Raw genomic sequence first — 22,017 nt, forward strand, 5'->3', positions numbered from 1 at the left:
TACGCCCTTAAAACTGTTGGTCTATTTTGAAAGTAACCAACTAAAGGAGGTATAGAAAATGGAAGGAATTCAAAAACGCAATGAGTTGACTCAATCGCAAAAGTTGCTGGTATTTACTTTATCCATGTCTTTATACGGGCTTTCTAGTTTGGCTGAAGAGTTGCTGCCGGCGCTGGCTTTAGGGCCTCTTATTCTTTCGGCAAAATATTTTGCATTTGTTCCAATAGCTTTGTCCATGTTATTCAGTCCATTTTATACGGCGATAGGAGCTGCGACGGGTGCTTTGTTATTCGGTGGAATTTTAGCCGGGCAATTCGGCGGGTTCGGTGAACTTGAACAATTTATTGCACTTTCCCTTGGGTTGTTTGTTGCTGGAAGTTTGGTGAAAGATCCTAAAAACAGAAAGCAAATAACAATTGCAGCTTTGGCGGGTGCATTCATTTATCATGGGATCGGCAGCGCTACCGATATCCAGCAAGTGCTGTTAGGCGTAAGAGAGCTGCAGACAGTGCCGGGCTTGGCAGGCATCCTGATTCTCGCGGAAATCGGTTCTTTTATCAGTGCAATCATCATCTCAGGCCTGCTGTTCGGCTTGTTCCCTGTTCTGTTCTTGGTGCCGTATCTAAACGGCAAAATAGAGCCGGCATTGGGGATGGACGCACGGGGCCAGTCAGCACTTTTGGCGGCAAAAGAGAAAGTTTCGGATGCACGGTTCATTGTGGCGTCTATGCTTTTGGTGGGCATCGCTTTTGTCTCCGATTATTTGTATGAAGCGGGTTTGAACCTTGAATGGCAGGCAAACTTTGCCGAGGCTTTCGGCAATTGGGTGCTTTGGCTAAACCTTATCGCTGCTGCCCTTGTAGCGGGCATGACCATGACTTTGATGGCGAAGCATAAACGCCGTTCCTTGACTGCACATTACCATGAAGACCATTTTATACAGTAAAAAATCATCCATGAATAATGAGTGAAGGAATCTTCGAGGTATCGAAGATTTTTTATTTTGCTTTGTAAAGTATATTACGATAAATTTTTGTTATTTTACTAAAATGAAAACATTGCTTAATTTCTGCTCAATAATTCGGACGTATACTAATCAGTGAAAGCAACCAAGAGGAGGACGAAAATGATTAACAATATTTTGAAAAAGAAGATATTCCCCTTTGCAATTGCATCGGCTGTAGCAGTTGCAGGGTTTTCAGCTTCAGTGCCAAACGTTGATGCTAAAGGAAAGAACGACGATAACGGAAAAGTGAAAAATGTCATTTTCTTGATTGGCGACGGCATGGGGGTTTCCTATACCTCTGCATACCGCTATTTGAAAAATGATTCAACTACGAAATTTGTGGAAGGCACAGAGTTCGATAAATACCTGGTTGGCCAGCAAACCACTTACCCGGAAGATCCTGAACAAAACGTGACGGATTCAGCATCAGCCGCAACAGCTATGTCAGCAGGAATCAAAACATACAATAATGCAATTGCGGTCGATAACGACGAAACTGAAGTGAAGACGGTGCTTGAGGCTGCAAAAGAAAAAGGAAAAGCAACAGGTCTTGTTGCCACTTCTGAAATTACACACGCAACCCCAGCTTCATTCGGTGCACACGACATCGCCCGTAAAAACATGAATGCAATTGCCGATGATTATTTTGATGAAATCATTGATGGAAAACACAAAGTGGACGTTCTCTTAGGCGGTGGAACAGATTTGTTTGTACGCCAAGACCGTGACCTTACGAAAGAGTTTGAAGAAGATGGATACAGCTATGTAACTTCCCGTGAGGAATTGTTGGAGAATACGGATGAACAAATTCTTGGGCTGTTTGCTCCGGGCGGAATGCCGAAAATGATCGACCGCGACAGCGATACTCCTTCATTAGAGGAAATGACAACATCGGCAATTGATCGCCTGAAGCAAGACAAGGATGGCTTTTTCTTGATGGTGGAAGGAAGCCAAGTTGACTGGGCTGGGCATGATAACGATATAGTGGGTGCCATGAGTGAAATGGAAGATTTTGAAAAAGCTTATAAAGCTGCGATTGAATTTGCAAAGAAAGATAAGAACACCCTTGTCGTTGCAACAGCTGACCATTCAACAGGTGGATTTTCAATCGGATCTGATGGCATTTACAACTGGTTCGGGGAACCGATCAAAGCGGCTAAACGTACTCCTGATTTCATGGCCCAACAAATTGTAGATGGTGCTAATGTTGAAGAGACTCTCTCTGAATATATTGATCTAGAACTAACTTCCGAAGAGATTGATGCGGTTAAAAAAGCGGCGGAAAAAGGGAAGTTGACTGATATTGATAATGCCATTGAAGCCATTTTCAATGAACGGTCGCACACTGGATGGACAACTGGCGGACATACGGGAGAAGATGTCCCGGTATATGCTTACGGTCCTTCCAGCGGCAAGTTCGCAGGACAGCTTGATAATACAGACCATGCGAAAATCATTTTCGAGTTGTTGAAAGCGAAAGTGGAAATCAGCGATAACTAATTAACATGCAAAAAGCTCCCTTTGCTGGCTTATCCCACTGGGAGCTTTTTGAATGACGGAGGTCCAATGATGAAAAAAGCGATTTATTTTTATTTAGCGGCAATCTTATTGTTAGCCGGCTGTTCCGGGCAGGCTGAACCGGCGGCTTCTGCAGCCGAAAACCAAGCTGAACAGACGGCTGCCGATACTGCCGAGGTTGCTGAAACTACTGAAACTGCTGCAGCTCCTGCTTATTACGATGGGTATGTGAAAAATCCTCAAGTGGTGGATGATCGCCTGCTTCAGGAAGTTGGGCAGTCGATGCGTGACAGCAAAGGCGAAATCAACCTGACAAATGCCAATACGGAAGCCCAAACTGCGAGCGTCGGCGAAATCAGCCTGACAATAAGAGAAGCGAAAATATTTCATTTTCAACCTGACTACAGCTTGATCGATTTTTACCATTCGTATACACACGATGCTGAATTCGATATGGTGAAATTTTTTGTGGAAATTGAAAACACATCGGATGCGCCGCTTCACTTTGCGCCAGTAGCATTGGTTGAAACAAGTGCGGAAGAAACGAAAACATGGGAAGATGATATTTACTTGGAAGAGTTGGGCGGAGAAATCGCGCCAGGAGAAACCAAAAGCGGCAATGTCGGGTTTATCATTGAAAAATCCGATATCGATTCTTTAACCGTTACAACAAGCGATGTTTTCGATAAGGAAGAAAACAAATTGGAAGATGCCAAAAAAATCGATATAAAATTCTAAGTATAAACGAATCGAAAGAAGCCGGCTCATGGATAGAGCCGGCTTCTTTTCATTATTTGCCCCTTTTGCAGCAAATGAATATTTACGTTGTTGACAGCGCTAAATTGCTTCATGTAAACTAAAAGACAGAATTGAATAATATTTAACCTCACTGCTTTCAAGTGAGGTAGAGGCGCGGTATTTAACAGTCCTAAGTGGAGTTTGAGAAGCTATGATGCTCAGGAGAAGGAACTATCGCCGAAGCTTTTAATATTTCTCTGTATTATTTGCTGGGTCTGCAGTTAAGAACTGCAGGACTATCTTGAAAAGCCCTCCCAGGCGTTCAAGGTGTGCTATCTCAAAGGGGACCAGAAGAGGATTTAAGGCAACTATACATAGTTCGGCTTGAGCTCGTCTCAGGCCGTTTTTTATGCAAGTTGCCTTTTTTGTATAGATGTATAAGGGGAAATTGAAGGGGGAAAAGAAAATGAAGAAAAATTTATCACTATTCTCGATTGTGTTTTTGGCAGCGATGCTGTTTATGGCCGGCTGTGGTTCAGGCGGCTCTGATGCCGGTTCTTCAAGTGAAGGCGAAGACAATACATTCAAAGTAGGCTTGGAAGCTGCGTATGCACCGTTCAACTGGACGCAAGGAGACGATTCCAATGGGGCTGTTAAAATTGACGGCAACGCCGAATATGCGGGCGGCTATGACGTGGAAATTGCAAAACGCATCGCGGAAGACTTGGGCAAAGAATTGGTCATTGTCAAAACAGAATGGGATGGCCTTGTGCCAGCGCTGACTTCCGGAAAAATCGATGCGATCATTGCCGGCATGTCTCCAACGGCCGAGCGTAAAGAAACAATCGATTTCTCAGATCATTATTACACTTCAGAGCTGGTCATGGTCGTTAAAAAAGGCGGCAAATACGAAGGTGCCACAACGCTAGCAGACTTTAAAGGTGCTAAAATCACGGCTCAGCTCAACACCTTCCATTATTCAGTCATTGACCAGATTGAAGGGGTCTCTAAAGAAACAGCAATGGAAAGTTTCCCGGCAATGAGAGTAGCGCTGGAATCCGGCATGATAGATGGCTATGTATCTGAGCGCCCAGAAGCGGTAAGCGCTTCTGCAGCCAATGAAAACTTCGCCATGGTCGAATTTACAGATGGATTTGAAACATCAGAAGAAGATACAGCGATTGCGGTCGGTCTTGAAAAAGGCAGCGACTTGACTGAACAGATCAATGAAAGCTTAAAAGCGATTTCTGAAGAAGAGCGCCAGGAAATTATGGATGCCGCCATTCAAAATCAACCAGCTGCACAATAAAGCCATAGTGGTGCCGACTGCATCTTAGTGCAGTCGGTTTTGTATTTTACGCTTTAAAGGTACTCGAAGTTAAGGAAGTCCACCGCTTGAAGTTATATTTAGGAGGAAAACAATGAGTTACGAATGGATTGTTAACATACTCACAAACAACTGGCCGATGTTTTTGCGCGGAGCGGGCATGACGCTTTTGATATCGATAATTGGAACATTGATCGGCGCATTTATCGGATTGGTGATCGGAATTGTCCATACCATCCCGATGCCTGAACGGGGCATGAAAAAAATCTTGCTGAAAATCATTAATTTTGTTCTTTCAGCCTATATCGAATTTTTCCGCGGTACACCGATGATGGTTCAGGCAATGGTCATTTTCTATGGTTCTGCCCTGGCTTTCGGCATTGACATGGATGTATTCCTTGCGGCTGTTTTCATAGTTTCGATCAATACGGGAGCCTATATGTCAGAAATCGTCCGAGGCGGTATTGTTTCTGTAGACAAAGGCCAGTTCGAATCAGCCCAAGCAATCGGCATGAACCATTTCCAGACCATGATGCATGTTGTATTGCCGCAAGTGGTGCGCAATATTCTGCCTGCAACAGGCAACCAGTTTGTCATCAATATTAAAGACACGGCTGTGCTGAGTGTCATAGGGGTTACGGAGTTGTTCTTTCAGACAAGAACCGTATCCGGAAACAACTTCCGCTATTTTGAATCGTTCTTTGTTGCCTGTGTGTTGTATTTTATCATGACTTTTGCTATCACCTTGCTGCTTCGCAGACTTGAAAGAAGAATGGATGGACCGGAAAACTATAGCATGATCGGCGGCCTGCCGATGCAAGTGGCAAAACCGGAAGATACCGAAAATAAAATCAAAATCTAAAGCGGAAACCAAGCAGAGAATGGAAGAGGAGACCTTATGGAAAAAGTGATCGAGATACAGCATTTAAGCAAATCATTTGGCACTCATGAAGTTTTAAAAGATATCGACTTCGCAGTGCATAAAGGAGAGGTAGTCTGTGTAATCGGCTCTTCAGGATCCGGCAAATCAACGCTTCTGCGCTGCATCAACTTGTTGGAGAAGCCGAGCGGCGGCCAAATTATCTACAATGGTGAAAACATTTTGGATGACCGCCACGATATCCATGCGTATCGTACGAAGCTGGGAATGGTTTTTCAGCAATTCAATTTGTTCAATAACCATAACGTCATCAACAACTGTACAGTAGGGCAAGTGAAAGTGCTGAAGCGCCGGAGGGAAGAAGCTGAAAAAGTGGCGCTAAAGTATTTGAAGGTAGTAGGCATGGACCAATACGTCAACGCGAAAGCCCGGCAATTGTCCGGCGGCCAAAAACAGCGGGTGGCCATTGCCCGGGCGTTGTCGATGGAACCGGATGTCATGCTATTTGACGAACCGACATCCGCTCTTGATCCGGAAATGGTAGGTGAAGTGTTAAAAGTCATGAAGGATTTGGCGAAAAGCGGGTTGACGATGTTGGTTGTGACGCATGAAATGGAATTTGCAAAAGAAGTTTCCGACCGCGTTGTTTTTATGGATAAAGGAGTCATTGTAGAAGAAGGGCCGCCAGAGCAAATCTTCAACAATCCAACACATGAACGGACACGGGAATTTTTGAAACGGACATTGAGATAATAATTGATTTAAGGCTGACTCTGTTAAGGAGTCAGCCTTTTTCTATGAAATTTAATTGATGCAATTTAAGGAGCATTTCCTAAAGGTAGAAAATTAAATTAAGTTCTGACATTAAAATAAAAATAATATTTTATTTTTTCAAAATATTATTTCTAAAAAACAATTAAAAGTGTTATTATAGCCATACACTAGAAACTTACATCAGGAGGTCAGGCAAATGGTCACTTTTTTTGCAGCACTTTTATTTCTTATTTTCGGTTATATCTTTTATTCGAAATTTGTTGAACGGGTATTTGTAGTAGATGACAATACGCCGACTCCGGCCTATACGAAAAGGGACAACTTGGATTTTGTGCCAATGAGCTGGTGGAAAGGCAACTTGATTCAGTTGCTGAATATTGCCGGGCTCGGCCCCATTTACGGAGCGGTAGCAGGAGCATTATATGGCCCGGTTGCGTTTATTTGGATCGTTGTTGGCTGCATTTTTGCTGGAGCGGTACATGATTATTTCTCTGGGATGATGTCGATGCGCCACGGCGGAGAGCAGTTTCCGGCACTGGTTGGACGCTATTTAGGCAAACATGTAAAAGTTTTTATTAATGGGCTTTCATTGGTACTCATGCTTCTAGTAGCGGCTGCCTTTACAGCAGGCCCGGCACAATTGATTGCGCAGATTACACCGATCAGTTTCATGATGGCGTTGGGACTTATCTTTTTCTATTTTATTTTAGCGACAATTTTGCCGATCAACCGGATTATTGGACGCATTTACCCGCTTTTGGGCGGGATTCTATTGTTCATGGCAGTTGCGGTAGCAGTAGCATTAGTGTTTTCAGGAAAGCCGATGCCCAATCTAACGTTTGAAAATTTGCATCCGGGGGGTTTGCCGATTTGGCCGCTATTGATGGTTACTATTTCATGCGGGGCGATTTCCGGTTTCCATTGTACGCAAAGTCCGATTATTGCTTGTACGATGAAGAAAGAAACAGATGGCCGCAAGATTTTTTACGGAGCAATGGTCATTGAAGGTGTAATTGCCCTTATTTGGGCAGCTGCCGGAATGGCGTTCTTCAATGGTACAGAAGGGCTTGGGGCGGCGTTGGCGGCTGGAGGGCCTTCCGGTGTCGTCAATGAAATCTCTACTTCCTTGCTTGGCACGATGGGAGGGCTATTGGCAATTTTCGGCGTTATCATCTTGCCGATTACGACAGGCGATACGGCTCTTCGCTCGTCTCGCATGATTTTAACGGATATTCTTTCCAAATTCACAAACATGGAAGGCAAAGTGAAAATTCTCTTAGTGACAATTCCTTTAGCAATCCCCACATTTTATATGGCGACAATCGATTATACGTTCCTATGGCGTTATGTAGGCTGGACTAACCAAGTCGTGGCGACAGTCATGCTATGGACGGCAACAGTTTACTTATTGAAAAATTTCCGCTTCCATTGGATCTGCGGAGTTCCGGCTAGCTTTATGACAGGCGTCGTTTCCATGTATATCTTCTATGCGCCGGAAGGATTGAACATGGATTATCAAACCTCCGCCATCATCGGTGCCTGCGTCACGCTAGTGGTTCTGTTGTGGTATGCAGCTCAGATTATCAAATACAGAAGTTTGAAAGAAGTTAACTCAGAAATTGGGGCTATATAAAAACACAATACAAAAAGCATCCTGGTGTTATAGGATGCTTTTTGTATTGCCTGCCAATGAAACTTTATCGTAAATCAAAAGGGTTGAATGGTAGATGCCGCAGTAGAGTACCCTAGTAGTTTTATGCCATCTAATCAAGTTGCTCCTTAATTTGAAAAATCCTTGATATCCTGTATTACAGTTTCTAATACCTCAATTGACCTCATAACACCATCTCTGGAATCCAGGCTATGGTCCACATTCGGAAAAAGTTTGCTGCTCATATTCGTCTTTCTTTTGATTTGGGCATAACGGTCTTTGATATAACAGCGATCTACATCGCCAATAAAGCACAATCCTTCATTAGAGCTGTCCAGCATTGCTTGAAACACGTCATCCTGCTGAAGCAGCGGAGTCAGCCATACAGCTTTTGCTTGTTGAAAGATTGGCCTTTGCAATTCTATGCCCATTGCAATGGTGCCAAGGGATTTGCCGATAAGATAAAAATTGGCGTAAGAACTGTCTTCTAGTTCTTGATCAAACACTGTTTTTACATCATGTTTGATGGCTGTGCTCAATTCTTCCATTGTGAAATTATCGTATGCTTCATTTTTGTATTGATAATTCACTTTCAACACATCAACCGAACGATTTAAAAAGAGTTCAGTTGAATAATGGAACAAGGGAGAGCTTGTCGTGTAGCCGGCTCCTGGAAGAAGAATGGCCAAGCTGTTTGCTTCATTTTCTGTTTTGATAAATGCGAAGGGCACTTCGAAATCTTTATAGCCTTCTACACTTCTCTTTTCGATTTTAAACATCCATCATTCCTCCTTTGTTCTATTAGTATACTAAGAAGTTAAACGCTGAGTATGTAAACTTGCTATTTTTTTGTATAATTCGAATATTCTTTGTTTGATTGTCTGTACTAGGGCTATTTAAAAGATACATCTCTCGAGATTAATGGAAGAGCCAGCCCAATATAATATCGCATGTATAAATATACGGATAATTATAAACGAGAAAATTTGCAAGCGTATCTTTTGTAATAATTTTAAATATTATCAATTAAAATATTGACTAAAAATTCTTATTAGTGCATAATAATACAATCTTAGTTTTGGTCATGCATGGGATTTCTGTAGAGAGAATTGATGGAGAACGGTTTGTTTACCTATAAAAATTGGGTGGTGACTAGTAAGTGGAAAAGAAGAGAATTGTTGTGAAAATCGGAAGCAGCTCTTTGCTCAATGGTGAGGGCGGACTGTGTACGGTGAAATTAAAAGAGCATGTGGATGCACTTGCGCGCTTGAAGCAACTTGGGCATGAAGTGGTATTGGTTTCATCAGGAGCAGTGGCAGCCGGCCTTACGGATTTGGGATATCTTTCACGTCCGGCCACAATTGAAGGCAGACAGGCAGCCGCAGCAGTAGGGCAAGGGCTATTGCTGCAAGGGTATACAGAGGAATTCAAAAAACATGATGTTGTAGCGGCCCAGTTGTTGCTGACAAAACAAAACATTCTTTATCAGGACCAGTCGAAAAACGCAAAAGCAACGCTTTGCGAATTATTGAAGCGGGATGTCCTGCCAATTATCAATGAAAACGATTCTGTATCGATAGAGGGGTTGACCTTTGGGGATAATGATATGTTATCCGCGTTAGTGAGTGGTCTTGTGCAAGCGGATTTCCTAATGATTCTTACAGACATCAACGGCATTTACAAACAAAATCCACGCACAAATCCCAGTGCCCAAAGATATGACTTTCTTCCGGATATTCCGGTTGAACTGATAAACGCCACTTCATCTGAAGGATCTACAGTGGGAACCGGCGGCATGAAGTCGAAAATAGAAGCCGCCCGGACGGCCTTGAATTCGGGTGTCCCGGTGTTCATCGGAACAGGCATCGGAGCTGAAAAGCTGGTTGATATCCTTAACGGAAAAGGGGATGGCACGTACATCGGAAATTTTCTTGCAGCCCCTGTGGGAAGCTATAAGGCAGCGGCTGGACACCAATAATCCAGCCCATCAAAGCGAGAAAAAGCAAAAATGGAAGGGGCCCAAAGAATGAGTGGAATTATCGAAGTTGCACAATCCAATGAGTTGGTCCGAAAAGCCCGGCAGGCAAAAGCGGCCGCTTCAGAATTGGCAAAAATGACAACCAAACAGAAAAACGAAGCTCTTCAATTGATTTCAGCGCAACTGTTAGAAGAACAGGAATTTATTTTAACTGCAAACAGCAGGGACTTAGAGATTGGAAAAGGCAACGGAATGAATGATTCGTTACTGGACCGTTTGAAACTGGATGAAAAACGCTTGAGAGATATGGCTGATGCTTTGATGCTGCTGACCGAATTAACCGATCCTGTGGGGGAAGTTCTGGAACAATGGGAACGCCCGAACGGCTTGGCAATTTCTGCGGTACGGGTCCCTCTCGGTGTAGTCGGGATGATTTATGAAGCAAGGCCGAATGTGACTGTCGATGCCACAAGTTTATGCTTGAAAACAGGAAATGCGGTCCTGCTCCGCGGCAGTTCTACAGCCATCCATTCAAACAAAGCACTTGTCCAGGCAATCCATCATGCGCTTGAAAAAAGCGGATTGCCAATTGAAGCGGTGCAGCTGCTGGAGGACACTAGCCGGGAAACTGCTTCAGAGATGTTTAAGCTGAACGAGTATTTGGATGTATTGATTCCGCGAGGCGGAGCCAAGCTGATCCAAACGGTCGTGAAAAACGCCACAGTTCCGGTTTTGGAGACAGGAGCAGGCAATTGCCATATCTTCATAGATAAGACGGCTGATCCAAAAATGGCTATGAGCATCGCCCTCAACGCAAAAACGCAGCGGCCATCAGTCTGCAACGCCTGCGAAAGCATTCTCGTGCAGAAAGACTGGGCAGACAAACACTTGCCGGACTTGCTTGCAGCCCTTCAGGTAAAAGGCGTTCAAATTCATGGAGATGCCGTTGTCCAACAGCAAGGGGAAAAAATTGTCCCTGCTGGCGAAGAAGATTGGGGAACGGAATATCTGGATTTGGAAGTTGCTGTGAAAGTTGTGGAAACAGTCGATGAAGCTATTGCCCATATCAATCAGTACGGCACTAAGCATTCGGAAGCAATCGTTTCAGCAGCAAATGAAAACGTAGAGAAGTTTTTCACGGAAGTTGATGCGGCGGCCGTTTACCATAACGCCTCGACCCGTTTTACAGATGGTTTTGAATTTGGATTTGGAGCTGAAATCGGCATCAGCACCCAAAAGCTCCACGCACGTGGACCAATGGGCTTGCCGGCGTTGACTTCGACCAAATATGTCATTCGGGGCAATGGACAGGTAAAATAGGGATAAAAAAGCTGGAAAGCAATTAGTAATTGGCTGCTTTGCAGTTTTTTTTATGTTAAAGATAGAAGTTTTATAATATATAACAATAAATAGGTAATTAGAATTAAGGAATAACTGGAAATGAATATAGACTATATGACCACTATTGATTATAATGAGAAAAAATCTAGAAAAAGGCAAACTTCTCCGAAAGGGAAGGACGCAAAGCTATGAGCCTAACCGTTTTTCAAACGCATGGTTGTCAGGTTGCCTGGGCTTCCTTTTGTGGGCCACGGCTTTCAATAGGGGGAAAGAATGATGATGAAAAAATTAGTAATGGCGGGTGTGGTGCTATTGTTCCTATTTAGCCAAAACACTGGAAATGCAGAAGCGGCGGATCGGAATGTCCGGGCAACATGGCTATGGAATCCATGGATGATTTATAGCGATGAGGCGGGTACTCTTGCATTCTTGGAAAGCAAACAGGTCAACAAAGTTTATGTGCAAATTGATGCCGATATTCCACCGGCAGTGTATCGCAGTTTTATCGAGAAAGCCAGAGTAAAAGGAATGCGCATTTTTGCGCTTGACGGCGCTCCGGGTTGGGTGGCTCCAAATGGCACAGTCCACCAGGATAAGCTGATGGCCTGGATCAAGTCTTATCAAAATGGCTCAACCACTGCGCAAAAATTCGCGGGCATCCATTTAGACGTAGAACCGTATTTATACAGCGGCTGGAATACTAACCGGGCGGCAACGGTCAAAGCATATCAAGCATTATTGACAAAAGCAAAGAACAGCGCCGCAGCGCTCGCTCTTCCTTTAGAAGCGGACATGCCTTTTTGGTTTGATGAGATTTCCTATAAGAATACGTATGGAAAAGGTATCCTTGCTGAGTGGGTGATTGCCAAGACGGATAGCGTTTCCATCATGTCTTACCGGGACACAGCTCCTTTTATAATAGAACTTGTTAAAAATGAATTGGCGTTTGGGCAAAAACATGGAAAAACAGTTGTTGTCGGGGTTGAAACCGGGCAGACTGACGAAGGCGATTCAATTTCTTTCTATGAAGAAGGAGAAGCTTATATGAATGGCCAGCTTGCCATAATCAACGGACATTATGCAACCCATCCTGCATTTGGAGGCATTGCCATCCACCATGTCGACAGCTGGAAGACAATGGCGCCATAAATTTAAAAACGATAAAAAACAATGCTGCCGTACCCTGGTAGCATTGTTTTTTTTTGGGAAGGATATCTATTAAAAATATTTTATTTTCTTGGAAAGTGATACACTAATTTTTCAATGTGTTTAGCAATTTTCATATCGAGGGAAAAGAGAATGTATTGCTTGAATTTACGAGAGGGAAGGGGGAGTAGGCAGTGCTCGAATTGTTCGTTTGGATAGTTGTGGGTTTGCTTGCTGTACAACTATTTATCTTATTTTGTTTGATTTTATGGAAGGCTAAAGCGATAAGCCATGAAAATAAAATCAATGAAGCTTTAAATTCATTGAAGCCCCAATATATCGAATATATTGAAGGAAACCGGCCGGCTGAACCGAGTTTACCAAGAGGAAAAAGCATCCAAACCATGGTTATGGAAAAGATGCTTGATGAATTTTACAGCAGCAATGACGGGGATTTGGAAGAGCGAAAGCTCAACCAGCTGGCGGAAAAATATTTGTCAGCCCATTACCGGCGGACATTAAAAAGGGGAAGCTGGGCCGAACGGATCAACGCCTTGTATTTTATCGAAGACTTTTATCTGCTTTCACTGCGGGAAGATGCTTATAGGCATTTTCTGAAGTTGAAAAAACAGGATGAAGAATTTCGGCAGTGCCTACGGGTCTGCGCTTCGCTCCAGGAAGATCGGATCCTTCCGGTAATTGTGGAAAAAGAAGGGCTATCAACCGGTTTCATCAAAGAGTTATTGTTTCGATTGAATGAAGTGTTGATGTGGGAAATCTTAGAGATAATTGAGGATAAAGCAGATATAGCTGAAAATGTACTGTTTGCTTTTATTACATTCAATGGAGAACAAAAAAATGAACCATTCTTCTCTTTTGTGGAGAAAAAAATATATGATGAACGAAAAGAAGTTCGCTTGAAGGCTATGAACAGCCTATGCAACTACGGAAAAATTTCAGATTCATCAATCCTGGATCCTTTTTTCGGTTCAGAATATTGGGAGGAACGGATGTACGCGGCAAAACTTGCAGGAGCATGTAATCTTCCGCAATATAAACAAACCTTACTGGAATTGCTTTCAGATGCCGTCTGGTGGGTGCGTTTTTCCGCAGCAGAAAATATCCAAACCTTCCCGGATGGTGAGACTTTATTGAGGCACGTTGCGCTATGGGATGAGGATGCTTATTCCCGGGACATCGCTAAACATATGTTGACGAGAAAAGGGGGAATAAGCGCGTGAATATTGATTATTTGACGGATCTGATTGATATTATTTCCTGGGGAATCATTTTTTATATGATTTCTGCCGGAGTAATTTATATAATACTCTTCTTGATTGCAGGCCCCCGTATAAGAAAAGAGAAAAAGCTGAGCCGGAATGAGCAGATTGAAGAGTTGTCCATCAACAAAGACACCTATCCCATTTCAATATTGGTTCCTGCCTATAATGAAGAAGCAGGAGTCGTCAGTACGGTCCGATCCCTTCTGTCGTTAAACTACCCCCAATATGAAGTGATTGTGGTCAATGATGGGTCAACTGATAGAACGAGCGAAAAAGTGATATCGCAATTCCAAATGGAGCCCATAGATTTGGCGATCCGCACTTACTTTAAAACAGGGGAGATTACACGGGCTTACCGTTCTGCTCTCCATCCGGAACTTTTCCTGATCGAAAAAAAGAATGGCGGAAAAGCGGATGCCTTGAATGCGGGGATAAATTTCTCCCGCTACCCTTATTTTTCTGCAATTGATGGCGATTCGATATTGGAAGAAGACGCTCTTTTGAAAACGATGAAGCCAATTATCGATTCTGCTGGGCGAGTCACTGCGACGGGAGGGACCGTAAGAATCGCAAATGGCTGCAAAATCAACAAAGGCGTCATCGAAAGAGTGGCATTGCCGAGGAAACCGCTGGAAATTATGCAGATTATCGAGTATTTCCGGGCCTTCCTGATAGGCCGCCTTGGGTTTAGCCGAGTCAATATTCTATTGATTATTTCCGGAGCATTCGGGGTTTTTGAAAAAAGCCGGGTCATAAAAGTCGGCGGTTATAAAACCGATACAGTAGGGGAAGATATGGAACTCATCGTCAGGCTCCACCGGTCAATCAAGGACGAAAAATCGAAACAGCGGATTGAATATATCCAGGATCCGGTTTGCTGGACCGAGGCGCCAAGCACCATCGCTTCGCTTCGCGCGCAGCGGATCCGTTGGCAAAGAGGATTGGCGGAAACATTATGGACGCATAGAAAGATGCTCTTCAATCCAAAATATAGGGGCATCGGCCTTTTTTCCTTTCCTTATTATTTGTTCGTTGAATTGCTGAGCGCGGTCTTTGAAGTGATGGGATACTTCATCATTATCGGCGGGTTGGTTTTTTCATTCATCAATCCGGACATTGCCTTGGTAATGTTTTTAGTGATGGTCCTTTATGGTTCGCTATTGTCTTCGCTGGCAGTGCTGCTGGAAGAATGGACATACCATAAATATCCTACGGTGGGAAGCATTGTTGTTTTATACATTTATGCTTTAACAGAAACTTTCTGGTACCGAATTTTGATGAATTTTTGGCGCGTCACAGGGTTGTTCTACGCATTTAAGAAAAAATCGGTATGGGGCAACATGGAGCGTAAAGGCGTTTTCTCAGAAGACTAAAAAAGGGAGCCTGTGACAGGCTCCCTTTTTCTTTTGCTATTCGATTTCAGCGAATTTTTTCTGCAAGATGTAGTAAGACTGCTTCAATCGTTCTTCTGTTTCTGGCAACGTCCATTTTTCCCATGAATAGCTTGCCGGTTGTTCAACATCAAACTTTTCAGAAGCGTTGCCATTCTTATTCGTCAGGGAGGCTGCAATGCCTATGCCTTCAACGGTGATCGACGATTCCAGTCCGCCTTTGCGCATATCGCCCATAAATTCATGCTGGCTCGGGTCTTTTGCGTTAAGCAGCATCCATGGAATGCGGATTTCCAAAATGCCGGTTTCATCTGAATAATAGTAGTCATTCAAAGAATCATAGGCTTCATCTTCAGGATCGGCAATGCCGAACTGGAGTTTTCCAGTTTCGTAGGACTCAAAAGGCAGTACTTCTTTCGTATCCGGACGCACAAGTTCCTTGTTCAATGCCAAACGCATTGGATGGAAGTTGGCATTGATATCTTCCTTAGCTTTTGGAATCATCTTCAGCTTTTCATAATAATCATAGTAGAAAGTGTCATAGTCGCCTGCTGCCAACAAATCCCCTTGCTTCTCATCCTCGATTTTAAGATGGAAATCTGCAGAAAAGCTGCTGCCGGATAGGGCGTCGACAGAAACGCCTTTGTCTCCCCGGACATTGAAGTAGGCATTAAAATCCTGTTCTTCCCACCAGTTTTTGTTTGAAGGGTCGAATTCGGCCTTAAGGTAGACATAGCGCTCATCCGAATCCACGGCCAATTTTCGCAGGGCTCCCGCGTCTTTCTCATAAAGCAGCTTGCCATCTTCCCAATCGTCTTCGCCGTCCACTTTTACTTTATGGCGATCAAAGCTTAAAAGGCCAAATTGTTGTTCGTTTGTTTGGGCATTCGACCAAAACGGCCGTTGGTCTGGGTTGTCGTAATCCATTGTATTCCACGTGCGCTTGAACCATTCATCCTGCCACGTGAACACCAGTCCGCCAAGCATTCCTTCATGAAGGATGTCTTCATAAAGATGGGCCGCGATTTCCCCTTGCTGCTTTTCGGAAAGGAACCCTTGGTTCCAGCCGGATGGATTTTCATGGGTTTTTCCTCGTGAAGCCGGTACCCCAAATTCTGCAATAAGAATCGGCATTTCATGAGAGTCATTCAAATCTTTTAAATAGCCGGCATAGTTGTTTTTCTCGCCTCGATGGTCCGTAAATTCTGTGTACTCCTCTTCAAGAGTCAAGAAATCCGGGTAATAAGGATAAACATGATAAGAGGCGAACATCCCGACTTTTTCAGTCCCGCCTTTAGGTTTAATGTGATTTGGATCAACAGTGGCAATATCTTCCTGCACGTTCGGTTCTGCAGGGTGGTCTAAATTATCCGTTGTCGGCCAGTTGGTGAAACTTAAAGGCCGCATGCTTTGGTAATTATCCAGTTCATAGCCAGCCAAGTGATCCAACTGCTGGGCAAGCCAATGCTCCATCGGACTGGCATCTTCTGTATAGACATGATCTCCGGCGTAATCGCCTAAATCCGGATAATCTTCAGCCATTTGAGCGACCGTCAAGGGGAACCATTCAATACCGATCAGCCATCCAATCACATAAGGGGAAATATCGGCATTGTAGGTTCCGTAAGCGTGGCCGGGTTCTTTTTTCACTTTGGCGTTGCCATGGACAACATCCACCACTTTTTGTATTTCTGCTTGAAACTTCTCTGTGATTTCTGGCGTGAAAGCATCCAGTGTATCAACTAACGGCTCTTCATCAATCCAAATACCGTGATACAAGTAGAGAGGCTCCTCCGCTGACGCGTTATAACGCGCGAAAGCTTCATAAAAAGCAGGAGGATGGAGAGTATAGATGCGTATCGCATTGGCATTCATTTCGCCGATAGCTCGGAACCAGCTGTCATATTCTTCGCGTGTAATCGCCGCTTCCCCCGGGAAAGTTCCGGGCTTTGCCATTCCAAGGTTAACGCCTTTAATCGTAAACGGCTCCCAGTTGCCATCTTTATAAACTTCAAATTCCTGGCCGTTTATTCTCGATGGATAGGAAATGCCATCTGTTTCCGCCTGCGGCACCTGTGCTGTTTTCGGTGCCGGTTCTTTGGCGTGGGTATTCGCCAAAATGGTTTTCATCATGGGCGTATACGTTTTCCAATAGAAATTGCTTTCTCCGCCGAGCGCATCAAAGGACAAAATCGAACGGATGTTGGAGAATGCCGCATAGCGGTAAAAGTTTGGAATTTCCCCGACATCCACGAAGTCACCGGCAAAGTAATACACGTTTGACCGGTTCCTTTGCTGGTATACAACGGCAGGGAATGCTTCAGGAATGCCGGCTTCCTTTAGCTTGGCAGTTCCGGCTTCCTTCAGGTTCCACTGATAATCGGCCAGTACTTCCGCTTCTGGATCGGCCTTGTTGATATCAAACCAATAGCCGAAAGAAGGGCTTTCATCCAAAGAAAAGTGTTCCTGACCTTGTTCGGTAAAGGCCACACGTAAACCGCCAGGGCCTACTTCTCCCCGTTCCTCGGAAAGGACGACCACCGTCCCTTCGAAGTCATTGACCAGCACAAAACCGCCGCCCTCAAAGGACCATTCCCGGCCTTCTTCTTTTTCATAACTGGCGGCAATCCATTGCGGGACTTCGCCGGCCGCGAGATTCAAATCCGCAAAATGCCGGCCGCTCCAGCCGCTCCAGTCCAATGCCAGAAAATCGGTGATATCCCTTCTGACATTTTCCGGTGTAGGGGACGCGAATGTATTGAATTCGACCACCAAATCTGCGCCATTGGATTCCACTTGGGTTTTGATGGCCTGCCACTCTTGCATTTCCAAGCCGCCATGCAGAAGGGAGGAGGAACCGGGTTCTTTTTCTTCCGTTTGCCAAGGAAGATCTTCTTCGTAAACCCCGTATGTATCCGCCAGATAGATCAAATCTTTGTCTTCTAGAGAATCAGGCACCGGACGGGTTTCGTAATCTTTTTCAGATTCATTTGGAACAAAACCGAAATAATCTTCACTGGCTTCATAAGGCTGGCCTGCTGAATCAACATAACGGTTATGATTCAAAAGCCATGAAAGCCCTTGATGCTCCCGATAAGTTTCATCGGGGACGGTTTTATCGATAATTGCTACTTCCACATTCTTTTCATCCTTGAAAAACCAGATTAAAATCGGCAGTGCCAATAATGCCCCGATGACTAACAAGGTCAGGAAAATCCTTTTCACCCATAACCACTCTTTTCTTTTAAAAGTAGAAATACTTAAGGCTATTATAGCTTAAAAGTGTTAAAAAATAGAAATGTTTACTGTGCAACCCTCATTGCTTTCTATGGCAGATTAAATGGATATACAAAAAAAGCTCCTGAAAAATCAGGAGCTTTTTCTAAAAAGTGAACTTTAGTTTTGAACGCCTTCGCTTTCTTCCTGGTAGACAGGAACCCAGCCTTCTGTCGTAACAAAAATGCGGACAGCAACTACTTTGCGGTCTTCTGCCAAAGTGAAGTAATGGGTAATATTTTCTGGAACCGAGATCAAGTCGCCAGGGGACAGGTGAACTTCAAAAAAACGCTCGTCTTTTCCTTGGATGATGAAAACGCCATGGCCGCTGACAATGTAACGGACTTCGTCATCAGTATGGATGTGTTTGCGCTGGAAATTTTTCAGCAGCTCATCCAATTTCGGATTGGAATCAGACAAAGAAATAATATCAGCTGCCTGATAGCCGCGGCGTTCTGAAATGTCGTCGATTTCCGCTTTGAAAGCTTTCAAAATTTCATCTTTTTCTTCGTCGCTCAAATCGAATTTTTCGCGCAGGTGTTCAGGCAATTTATTGATGTCCCAATGTTCATAGACTACTTCCTGTTTTTCCAAGAATGCAGCAACCTCGTTATGCGCTTCAATTGTTTCGTTTGTTCCTTGAATTTTAATAATAGCCATTCGAATCTTCCTCTCTTATTTTGAGTATATTTGGTTGAGTGTCACTTGATACTGAAACAAAAACTCACAGGCTTCAAGCAGCTTTTTGGCTTCAAAACCATCTTTCCCCCAGACCGTGATGCCATGGTTCCGTATCAGTACGGCTCCCTTATCGGTGCCAAGGTGCTGGCTGAATTCATCGGCAAGACGGGGGATATCGGCATAGTTCGGAATGATGGGGATGGACAGCAAAGCGTCTTCTTCCCACATGCCGAATGCCTTGATAAGTTCCTGGCCTTGAAAATCTATTTTACCGTCGTCTCCATATAATTCGGATATGACGTTGTTTGCTACGGTATGGACATGCAGGCTGCATCCGGCTGTGGTTTTCGAATAGACCGCGCAGTGCAGCAAGGTTTCTGCGGAAGGTTTTAAGTGTGTTTTCTCCACCGGTTTCCCGGCTGCGTCAACAAGGAGAAAGTCCTCCGCCGTACGCTTCTTTTTGTCTTTTCCGCTTGCTGTGACCAAAAACTTAACAGGCGCATCGCTCACTTTTATGGCCAGATTTCCACTGGTGCCCATGAACCAATCTCTTGCGGCCAATTCATCTTTTATATCTGCAAGTTCAGTCCATCTCTTCTCTTGGAGCGCTATCATAATTTCACACCTAACCGTGAATCGATAATATCCATGACTTCATGGAAGTTGGAAAATGGTTCATAAGGAATGTCCAGTTCCTCGCATTTTTCAATAAGGAAATCACGGGCAATGACGAGGTCTGCTTTCTTGGCTGCTTCTAAATCAGTGATTGAATCCCCGATGACGATGCTTGTTGAGTCGCTTTCAAGCAAGGTGCGGATAATGGACGGTTTGCAGCATCCACAGCCTTGGCTTGTACATTCTTTGTCGCAGCTATGCGGATAATGGATGCGGATGGTTTCACCCGAGAAATCCGCCTCGTTGCAATAAACCCCGGCGAATGGACCGTATGGTTCAAGCAGGGGATGGACGAAAAAGTCGATGCCGCCGCTGACGACGTAAAGTGGTATATTGTGCTTTCTCGTATAAGCGACAAAGTCACCGAACCCTTCCCGGATCTGGGCTTGCTCAAGCACATAAGAAATAATTTCATCTTTTGCCGAAACTGGAAGAAGTGAAAACATCTTGGCAACACCTTCACGTATGGAGAGAGTCTGGTTGAGCACACCATCTTTGACAGGAAGCCATTCGGGCGGCGCAAATTTCTTCATAATGGCCATGATATTGTCTTGATCGGTGATCGTGCCGTCAAAATCGCAAAAAATGATCGGTTTATTCATGTTGCTTACCCCCATAACTCGAGTGCTGTTTTTAATTCGGGATGCTGTTCAGCCGCGTCCGCTAAGCTGATTCCGTTCAAGACGGCATCGATGGCTTGCCTGAAAGCAAGGCCGCCCCCAGCCGCGCCGCCTGGGTGGCCATGCACACCACCGCCCGCATTAATAATGCTTTCGATTCCATAATCGTTTATCAAAAGCGGGACAAGGCCAGGGTGTATGCCGGCCGAAGGAACGGGGAATGTCCGTTTCGCGGTGCTCGGTTTGGTCAGTTCCTCGCCCAGTGCAAGTGCGGCAGATTTTTCAAGCGCTACACTTCCGTAAGGTGAGGGGAACAAAGAAAAATCAGCGCCGGCATACCGGGTCAGCTTGCCGAGGGCAAGCGGTGTCGCGACTCCGTAAAACGGAGAAGAAGTGAAGGCTCCGCTGAAGGCCGGATGGGCCATGAGCGGCAAACCGATGCTGTCATCTTCCGCCAGCTCCTGCAGAACGTCAAAGCCATATGCATGGACGTTGAACAGGAGGGCATCTGCGCCAAGCTCCCGGGCTTTCCGCGCTTTTCCTTTCAAGTCGGAAGTACGTCCCGTCAAATTGGCTGCGTACAATGTACGGTGCCCTGTTTCCTCATAAACTTGGCGGAGCACTTCTTTGCCGGTTGTAATCCGGCTTTCGAATGGCGTCAACGGATTTTCAAATAGAATCTCGTCGTCTTTGACAAGGTCTACGCCGCCGAGTGCCTGTTGGCGGAGCTGATCCGCCAAATAATCCAGGTCGCGGCCGATTACGCCTTTGAAAATGCTCATGACGAGCGGTCGGCTAGAAACTCCAAGTTGGCTGCGGATTCCGTCGATTCCAAACCGAGGGCCTGGAAAGCTGGACAGCAGCTCTTCGTCAAATTCGAGATCAAGCAGCTTCACTTCGCCGTCAAGCGACAATTTGCCGAAAACGGTTGTCAGGATGGCCGGCAAATCAGGTGAAAAATTAAGGCTCGGATAAGAGATTTTCACTTCTGCCCGGATTTGTTCCGGTTTCAATGGATGGCGGACATCTTCGAATTCAGTAACTGACACGACAGTTCCTTTATGGTGTTTTAATTGTTCCTGTTCCAATAATGGCAAGTCGGTCCATGATCCGACGGTTAGCCCAAGCGCGATGCCTTCTGCTTTCTTTCCGAAAGATCCTGCTTGTCCAAAAAGCTGGTACGTAGCTGTCAATCTGCTCAAATAGTTTCACGCTCCTAGGAAAAAATAAAAACCTCTTCAAACAAGAAGAGGTTAAGGGTTTAACAACTTCTTATTTCCCAGCCTGAAGGCTGCAAGAATTAGCACCGTGTCCATCATAGGACCGGTTGCCGGGTATCATAGGGCTCGTCCCTCCACCTGCTCTAAATAAGAAAATATTATATTGGTTTAAAAGTCATTACTCAAATTAATTTTGATTATTCCACGCTTCAGTAGATCTGTCAATTATGTTCTTTGATAAAAATTTTGAAAAATGTGATTGACACTCTATTCTGAACCATGATAGTATTCATTATCGAGCCAACTAACAAAATAAAATCATAAAGTTACTACTCTTATCAAGAGCTGGCAGAGGGATAATGGCCCAATGACGCCCAGCAACCGACCGTAATACCGTTGTGAAACGGGGCGCTTCTGCGCCGGGATGAAAATTCCGCAAGGCACGGTGCTAATTCCATCAGAGGTGAAAATCTCTGAAAGATAAGAGGTGAAGAATCTATTATTCTGCGCCT

Annotated in this window: 17 protein-coding genes, 1 pseudogene and 4 riboswitches; of the genes and pseudogenes, 12 read left to right on the forward strand and 6 right to left on the reverse strand. The window is 44.5% G+C overall.

Features of this window, described 5'->3' with window-relative positions; translation table 11 throughout:
• Positions 1-58 precede the first annotated feature (58 nt).
• The 7 genes from FQV30_RS00900 (at position 59) to FQV30_RS00930 (ending at position 7,876) form a co-directional block, all read left to right on the forward strand.
• Positions 59-946, forward strand: a complete 888-nt coding sequence (locus tag FQV30_RS00900) for a DUF8171 family membrane protein (protein WP_146498271.1) — start codon at positions 59-61, stop codon at positions 944-946.
• Between the two features lie 180 nt (positions 947-1,126).
• Positions 1,127-2,506 carry an alkaline phosphatase gene (locus FQV30_RS00905; protein WP_146498272.1) on the forward strand — a complete coding sequence of 460 codons (1,380 nt, stop codon included), beginning with the start codon at positions 1,127-1,129 and terminating at the stop codon, positions 2,504-2,506.
• A 69-nt stretch (positions 2,507-2,575) separates the two neighbouring features.
• Positions 2,576-3,262, forward strand: a complete 687-nt coding sequence (locus tag FQV30_RS00910) for a DUF4352 domain-containing protein (RefSeq protein ID WP_146498273.1) — start codon at positions 2,576-2,578, stop codon at positions 3,260-3,262.
• A 159-nt stretch (positions 3,263-3,421) separates the two neighbouring features.
• A riboswitch (Lysine riboswitch) is annotated at positions 3,422-3,605 on the forward strand.
• A 123-nt stretch (positions 3,606-3,728) separates the two neighbouring features.
• The gene (locus tag FQV30_RS00915) at positions 3,729-4,571 is read left to right on the forward strand and encodes a transporter substrate-binding domain-containing protein (RefSeq protein WP_146498274.1); all 843 of its coding nucleotides are present in this window, start codon (positions 3,729-3,731) and stop codon (positions 4,569-4,571) included.
• A gap of 112 nt (positions 4,572-4,683) precedes the next feature.
• Positions 4,684-5,451, forward strand: coding sequence for an amino acid ABC transporter permease (locus FQV30_RS00920; protein WP_146498275.1), 768 nt, complete (start codon positions 4,684-4,686; stop codon positions 5,449-5,451).
• A gap of 36 nt (positions 5,452-5,487) precedes the next feature.
• Positions 5,488-6,222 (forward strand): amino acid ABC transporter ATP-binding protein, encoded by a 735-nt coding sequence (locus FQV30_RS00925; RefSeq protein WP_146498276.1) that lies wholly within the window; start codon positions 5,488-5,490, stop codon positions 6,220-6,222.
• Between the two features lie 217 nt (positions 6,223-6,439).
• Entirely contained in the window at positions 6,440-7,876 is a 1,437-nt protein-coding gene (locus FQV30_RS00930) for a carbon starvation CstA family protein (RefSeq protein WP_146498277.1), read from the forward strand.
• A 146-nt stretch (positions 7,877-8,022) separates the two neighbouring features.
• Here the strand turns inward: FQV30_RS00930 and FQV30_RS00935 are convergent, their stop codons facing one another.
• A complete protein-coding gene (locus FQV30_RS00935) occupies positions 8,023-8,673 on the reverse strand; it encodes an alpha/beta hydrolase (RefSeq protein ID WP_146498278.1) in 651 nt (216 codons plus the stop codon).
• A gap of 380 nt (positions 8,674-9,053) precedes the next feature.
• Between FQV30_RS00935 and proB the strand changes: the two are divergent.
• The 5 genes and pseudogenes from proB to FQV30_RS00960 all read left to right on the forward strand — a co-directional run.
• Positions 9,054-9,821, forward strand: a pseudogene (gene proB / locus FQV30_RS00940) (glutamate 5-kinase); the annotation flags it as partial.
• Between the two features lie 99 nt (positions 9,822-9,920).
• On the forward strand, positions 9,921-11,192 hold the full coding sequence (locus FQV30_RS00945; RefSeq protein ID WP_146498280.1) for a glutamate-5-semialdehyde dehydrogenase: 1,272 nt from the start codon (positions 9,921-9,923) through the stop codon (positions 11,190-11,192).
• Between the two features lie 165 nt (positions 11,193-11,357).
• Positions 11,358-11,446: riboswitch (cyclic di-GMP riboswitch) on the forward strand.
• 43 nt (positions 11,447-11,489) lie between these two features.
• Complete coding sequence (locus FQV30_RS00950) at positions 11,490-12,362, forward strand: amidase (protein ID WP_255473272.1); 873 nt, start codon at positions 11,490-11,492, stop codon at positions 12,360-12,362.
• Positions 12,363-12,553: 191 nt separating this feature from the next.
• Entirely contained in the window at positions 12,554-13,600 is a 1,047-nt protein-coding gene (locus FQV30_RS00955; protein ID WP_146498281.1) for a HEAT repeat domain-containing protein, read from the forward strand.
• 56 nt (positions 13,601-13,656) lie between these two features.
• Positions 13,657-15,015, forward strand: coding sequence for a glycosyltransferase family 2 protein (locus FQV30_RS00960; RefSeq protein WP_146499525.1), 1,359 nt, complete (start codon positions 13,657-13,659; stop codon positions 15,013-15,015).
• A gap of 36 nt (positions 15,016-15,051) precedes the next feature.
• Here the strand turns inward: FQV30_RS00960 and FQV30_RS00965 are convergent, their stop codons facing one another.
• The 5 genes from FQV30_RS00965 to mtnW all read right to left on the reverse strand — a co-directional run bounded on the left by FQV30_RS00965 (position 15,052) and on the right by mtnW (position 21,487).
• On the reverse strand, positions 15,052-18,258 hold the full coding sequence (locus FQV30_RS00965) for a hypothetical protein (RefSeq protein WP_146498282.1): 3,207 nt from the start codon (positions 18,256-18,258) through the stop codon (positions 15,052-15,054).
• Between the two features lie 171 nt (positions 18,259-18,429).
• The gene (locus FQV30_RS00970) at positions 18,430-18,969 is read right to left on the reverse strand and encodes a 1,2-dihydroxy-3-keto-5-methylthiopentene dioxygenase (protein WP_146498283.1); all 540 of its coding nucleotides are present in this window, start codon (positions 18,967-18,969) and stop codon (positions 18,430-18,432) included.
• 15 nt (positions 18,970-18,984) lie between these two features.
• The gene (locus FQV30_RS00975; protein WP_186725483.1) at positions 18,985-19,605 is read right to left on the reverse strand and encodes a methylthioribulose 1-phosphate dehydratase; all 621 of its coding nucleotides are present in this window, start codon (positions 19,603-19,605) and stop codon (positions 18,985-18,987) included.
• Positions 19,602-20,267 (reverse strand): 2-hydroxy-3-keto-5-methylthiopentenyl-1-phosphate phosphatase, encoded by a 666-nt coding sequence (locus FQV30_RS00980; protein WP_146498284.1) that lies wholly within the window; start codon positions 20,265-20,267, stop codon positions 19,602-19,604. The genes FQV30_RS00975 and FQV30_RS00980 overlap by 4 nt, the downstream gene beginning before the upstream one ends.
• A gap of 5 nt (positions 20,268-20,272) precedes the next feature.
• Positions 20,273-21,487 carry a 2,3-diketo-5-methylthiopentyl-1-phosphate enolase gene (gene mtnW / locus FQV30_RS00985; protein ID WP_146498285.1) on the reverse strand — a complete coding sequence of 405 codons (1,215 nt, stop codon included), beginning with the start codon at positions 21,485-21,487 and terminating at the stop codon, positions 20,273-20,275.
• 67 nt (positions 21,488-21,554) lie between these two features.
• Positions 21,555-21,659: riboswitch (SAM riboswitch) on the reverse strand.
• 178 nt (positions 21,660-21,837) lie between these two features.
• Positions 21,838-21,992, forward strand: a riboswitch (SAM riboswitch).
• Positions 21,993-22,017: the final 25 nt, after the last annotated feature.

Origin of the sequence: Planomicrobium sp. CPCC 101110, from assembly GCF_007859395.1 — a bacterium.
GTDB lineage: Bacteria > Bacillota > Bacilli > Bacillales_A > Planococcaceae > Planococcus.

What these genes read in the sequence shown, in the direction of transcription:
- FQV30_RS00900 (WP_146498271.1), top strand. Translation starts at nt 59, where the DNA reads ATGGAAGGAATTCAAAAACGCAATGAGTTGACTCAATCGCAAAAGTTG.
- FQV30_RS00905 (WP_146498272.1), top strand. Translation starts at nt 1,127, where the DNA reads ATGATTAACAATATTTTGAAAAAGAAGATATTCCCCTTTGCAATTGCA.
- FQV30_RS00910 (WP_146498273.1), top strand. Translation starts at nt 2,576, where the DNA reads ATGAAAAAAGCGATTTATTTTTATTTAGCGGCAATCTTATTGTTAGCC.
- FQV30_RS00915 (WP_146498274.1), top strand. Translation starts at nt 3,729, where the DNA reads ATGAAGAAAAATTTATCACTATTCTCGATTGTGTTTTTGGCAGCGATG.
- FQV30_RS00920 (WP_146498275.1), top strand. Translation starts at nt 4,684, where the DNA reads ATGAGTTACGAATGGATTGTTAACATACTCACAAACAACTGGCCGATG.
- FQV30_RS00925 (WP_146498276.1), top strand. Translation starts at nt 5,488, where the DNA reads ATGGAAAAAGTGATCGAGATACAGCATTTAAGCAAATCATTTGGCACT.
- FQV30_RS00930 (WP_146498277.1), top strand. Translation starts at nt 6,440, where the DNA reads ATGGTCACTTTTTTTGCAGCACTTTTATTTCTTATTTTCGGTTATATC.
- FQV30_RS00935 (WP_146498278.1), bottom strand. Translation starts at nt 8,673, where the DNA reads ATGTTTAAAATCGAAAAGAGAAGTGTAGAAGGCTATAAAGATTTCGAA.
- FQV30_RS00945 (WP_146498280.1), top strand. Translation starts at nt 9,921, where the DNA reads ATGAGTGGAATTATCGAAGTTGCACAATCCAATGAGTTGGTCCGAAAA.
- FQV30_RS00950 (WP_255473272.1), top strand. Translation starts at nt 11,490, where the DNA reads ATGATGAAAAAATTAGTAATGGCGGGTGTGGTGCTATTGTTCCTATTT.
- FQV30_RS00960 (WP_146499525.1), top strand. Translation starts at nt 13,657, where the DNA reads ATGATTTCTGCCGGAGTAATTTATATAATACTCTTCTTGATTGCAGGC.
- FQV30_RS00970 (WP_146498283.1), bottom strand. Translation starts at nt 18,969, where the DNA reads ATGGCTATTATTAAAATTCAAGGAACAAACGAAACAATTGAAGCGCAT.
- FQV30_RS00975 (WP_186725483.1), bottom strand. Translation starts at nt 19,605, where the DNA reads ATGATAGCGCTCCAAGAGAAGAGATGGACTGAACTTGCAGATATAAAA.
- FQV30_RS00980 (WP_146498284.1), bottom strand. Translation starts at nt 20,267, where the DNA reads ATGAATAAACCGATCATTTTTTGCGATTTTGACGGCACGATCACCGAT.